This window comes from Mesorhizobium sp. M1A.F.Ca.ET.072.01.1.1, assembly GCF_004023325.1.
Taxonomy (GTDB): Bacteria; Pseudomonadota; Alphaproteobacteria; order Rhizobiales; family Rhizobiaceae; genus Mesorhizobium.
In genome coordinates this window covers 1-3,261 of record NZ_RZSF01000512.1, presented here as the reverse complement: position 1 = coordinate 3,261, position 3,261 = coordinate 1, and the positions used below count along the sequence as shown (strand labels likewise).

General features: G+C 60.5%; 5 protein-coding genes. 2 read left to right on the top strand and 3 right to left on the bottom strand.

What is annotated here, in order from left to right; genetic code table 11:
• A partial coding sequence (locus EOA32_RS39020) for a hypothetical protein (RefSeq protein WP_189407642.1) occupies nt 1-270 on the top strand: 270 nt, incomplete at its 5' end.
• Between the two features lie 166 nt (nt 271-436).
• Here the strand turns inward: EOA32_RS39020 and EOA32_RS35300 are convergent.
• The 3 genes from EOA32_RS35300 to EOA32_RS35290 form a co-directional block, all read right to left on the bottom strand.
• Nucleotides 437-928, bottom strand: a complete 492-nt coding sequence (locus tag EOA32_RS35300; protein ID WP_128374153.1) for a GNAT family N-acetyltransferase — start codon at nt 926-928, stop codon at nt 437-439.
• Nucleotides 925-1,215: a DUF1778 domain-containing protein gene (locus tag EOA32_RS35295; RefSeq protein ID WP_128374152.1), complete on the bottom strand. Its 291-nt coding sequence runs from the start codon at nt 1,213-1,215 to the stop codon at nt 925-927. The genes EOA32_RS35300 and EOA32_RS35295 overlap by 4 nt, the downstream gene beginning before the upstream one ends.
• A gap of 190 nt (nt 1,216-1,405) precedes the next feature.
• Nucleotides 1,406-1,738 carry a hypothetical protein gene (locus EOA32_RS35290; RefSeq protein WP_128374151.1) on the bottom strand — a complete coding sequence of 111 codons (333 nt, stop codon included), beginning with the start codon at nt 1,736-1,738 and terminating at the stop codon, nt 1,406-1,408.
• A 353-nt stretch (nt 1,739-2,091) separates the two neighbouring features.
• Between EOA32_RS35290 and EOA32_RS35285 the strand changes: the two genes are divergently transcribed.
• Nucleotides 2,092-3,261: MFS transporter (locus tag EOA32_RS35285; RefSeq protein WP_128374154.1), on the top strand; the 1,170-nt coding region annotated here is incomplete at its 3' end.

Below are 3,261 nucleotides of genomic sequence, written 5' to 3'. Positions count from 1 at the left end.
AGACAGATGCACGACCGGCTGGCGCGGCTGCAATTCGAGCGCCAGCAGCAGCGTCACGGCGGTGGCAGCGGCGGCGAGCCGATCCCCGAGCGCGAGGCGCGCGGTCGAGATCTTCCCGTTCGAGACGATCCCCGCCAGCCAGAGACGCGGCGCAGCGGCGCAGAGCAGGTGAAGGCTAGGCAGCAAGACACCGACAAGCAGAAGGCGCGTGAGGCGGAAGAACAGAACGGCAAGACCCAACGCTCAAACGAGAACGACTATGAGCGCTGAGGAAGGTCCCTGCTGATTTGATCAGGCGGTGGGAGTCCGGCAGTGAAATGTTCCCGCCCATTCGAGGCTCAGGTGCATAGGCGGCCATGAGGACCTCGCCGCCGCGTATGTCGGCCAGAATCTGCGCACGCCGTCATCCTTGCAGTTTGATCATGTCATAGCCTTGTCACAGGCTTGCGTTGAGATCGGCCAAGGTGAGCATCAGCGTCATTGGATCAAGCGGTGATGGATCGAAACCGATCCGCTCGTAAAATGCCTTTGCCTCGGCCGAGAGCGCATGGACGATGATCCCGCGAATTCCGATGGTGTTGGCCGCCTGGATGACACGTAGACCAGCATCCCTCACCAAGGCGCGGCCAATACCGCTGCCCTGCAGGGATTGATCGACGGCGAGGCGGCCGAGAACGACCACCGGAATCGGATCCGGCATGTTGCGGCGAAAGCGGCCGGGCGCGGCATCAATGGTTACCGCACTCGACGCCAGCGCATAATACGCCAGAACGCGACGACCATCACAGGCAACAAAGGTGCGCGACGCCCCTGTCGTCTGATTTTTCAGGGCGCGATGCTTGAGCCAGTGATCCAGACTTTCGGCGCCGGACTTGAACGGTTGAACATCGTGATACGATGCCAAAGGTTCAGGCGCCGCAAGTGTCACGCTTTCTCCCAAGGGGCCGGTGTCTGCATGGTCTTGCGCAGGCGTTCGTTGGGGTCGGGAGGCATATCCAGTCGCGCCAGGAATGCGGCATATGCTGCCGGGCTGGCTGCAATGATGGCCTGATCAAGCAGGGCTTCTTCGGCCGCCATGCGCGCGGCTTCAAGGACAAAATCCGTGCGGTTCTTCCCTCGCGCCTTGGCGGCACGGTCGATCAGGCTCCGTTCTTCGGGCTTGATGCGGATATTGAGGGTTTCGCGCTTGTTTGGTGCGGGGCTCAACGTGGGCATGGCTAGAATCTCCTGTGGCACCATCTAGCACAGCGCTGCGTAATGTCAATGTCATTACGAAGCTCATCCATCAAGCGCATCGGCAAGATATCCTCGACGACGCTCAAACTGCGGTCAAACGCACCCTGCGAGCAGCACGAACATTCCAAGGGCAAATTTTGGGGTCCAGACGGGATCCTCTCCGTTCGCGTCAATTACCCTCACTGTGTGGAACGCGGCGCGATCGCCGCTTCAGCCAGCAGGCTTTGGGTGTCATTTCTGTCTGGCGGAATTGACCGTCCGCCAAAAGCCTGATCTTTGCCAGTCTTCTACGGGCAAGCGTTCCCGCCAGAAGTTCAAAGCCGCGTCCGTAACATTCAACAATGAAAGACACCGTCATCAGATCGAGCAGAAACTCGTCGATCGCATGTGTGAGCGCATCAGAGCTTTGTTCAAGCTGAAGCAGCAAGGCGCGCGCCTCTTCGATCGCGGCACGACAATCGTCTGCGTCTATCAGTGAATCGATCCTATCAAAGACCTGCAAGCGTCCTCATTCTCCCAAGCCACACTCAACGCATCGAACGCCGCTGGTGAGTGAGTTTCCAACGAAAGAACATGGTCGCGTCTCGCCAAAGGCATCGCTCAGCGAAGTGCCCGTTGATGAAGCATGCTGCGTCAAACGACAAGTAAGATTCCGGGCTACCCAAGTGATGTCTTCGAAGGCGAGGTAAGGCGGCTCGGGTCTGGTAACAGCGTCTTGGCCCCAAACGCTGGTCACAAAGACCTGTGGCCGCATTCGTCGTAGGCAAAGAGTTTCTCTCAATTCTGCCAGCCGCCACGGTTCAGTCGAGATTACATGCCAGATGGCCGGTGACACAAAGCAAAGGCTCGCAAAAAATGAGTAGGGTGGCTGGATCAAATGAAGATTTGGCTGCACCAACGACGTTTGCTCCACTCATGCAGCCGACCTTTCGTGCGATCTGGCTCGCCACGCAGGTCTCGAGTCTCGGCTGGCTGATGCAGACTGTCGCCATCAGCTGGCTGATGGCGACGATCTCGACTTCCGACCTGATGGTGGCGCTGGTCCAGGCTTCATCGAACCTGCCGGCCTTCATTTTGTCGGTGTTCGCCGGGGCTCTGGCCGACAATTTCAGCCGTCGCCGGGTCATGTTCGCCGGCCGATGCCTTATGGTGATAGCCTCTGCGATGCTTACTGCGTCAGTGGCGCTGGGCTTTGTCAGTCCGTGGATGATCCTCGGCTTCAGCTTTCTGATCGCAGCCGGCGGCGCTCTCAACGATCCAGCCTGGCAGGCCTCGGTTGGCGATATCGTCGAGCGACGCGATGTCCCCGCGGCCGTCACCCTGCTGTCCGTCGGCTTCAACACTGTCCGAACGGTCGGCCCGGCGCTCGGCGGCATCGTGGTTGCCTCGTTCGGGCTTCTGACCGCTTTTACCGTGACCACCCTCACTTATCTGGTACCCCTCGGCACCATATGGCGCTGCAAGTGGAAGGTTCGCTCTTCGCCTCTTCCGCGCGAGTCGATGAGGACGGCGATCTATGACGGGCTGCGCTTCACGGCGATGTCGTCGGAAATCAAGGCGGCGGTCGCCCGCGGCACCCTCTTTGGCCTGGCAAGCATCGCCATTCTCGCGCTGCTGCCGCTGGTCGTCCGTGATCAGCTGGGCGGAGGACCACTCGCCTATGGCACGCTGATGGCCGGCTTCGGGACCGGCGCGGTCTTGGCCGGCATCTCCAACAGCACATTCAGACGGAGCTTGTCGCAAGAACGGCTGATGAGGCTCTCCTGCATCGCCTGCGCGGCATGCTCTCTTTCCCTTGCGCTGACCTCTTCGATTGCGGTCGCCGCAATTGCGCTCGCCTTGGGCGGCGCGGGCTGGGTCACCGCCTGGTCCGGGGTTGGCGTGAGCGTTCAGCTGGCCAGCCCGCGTTGGGTCGTGGGGCGCACGATTTCGATCTATTATGCCTTGATAGACGGCGGCATCGCTGCCGGCAGCTGGGTTTGGGGCACGGTGGCCGAGAACCATTCATTGACCTGGGCGCTTGAG

Excerpts from the sequence above, each read along its gene's own strand:
- EOA32_RS35295 (WP_128374152.1), bottom strand. The coding sequence starts at position 1,215 with ATGCCCACGTTGAGCCCCGCACCAAACAAGCGCGAAACCCTCAATATC.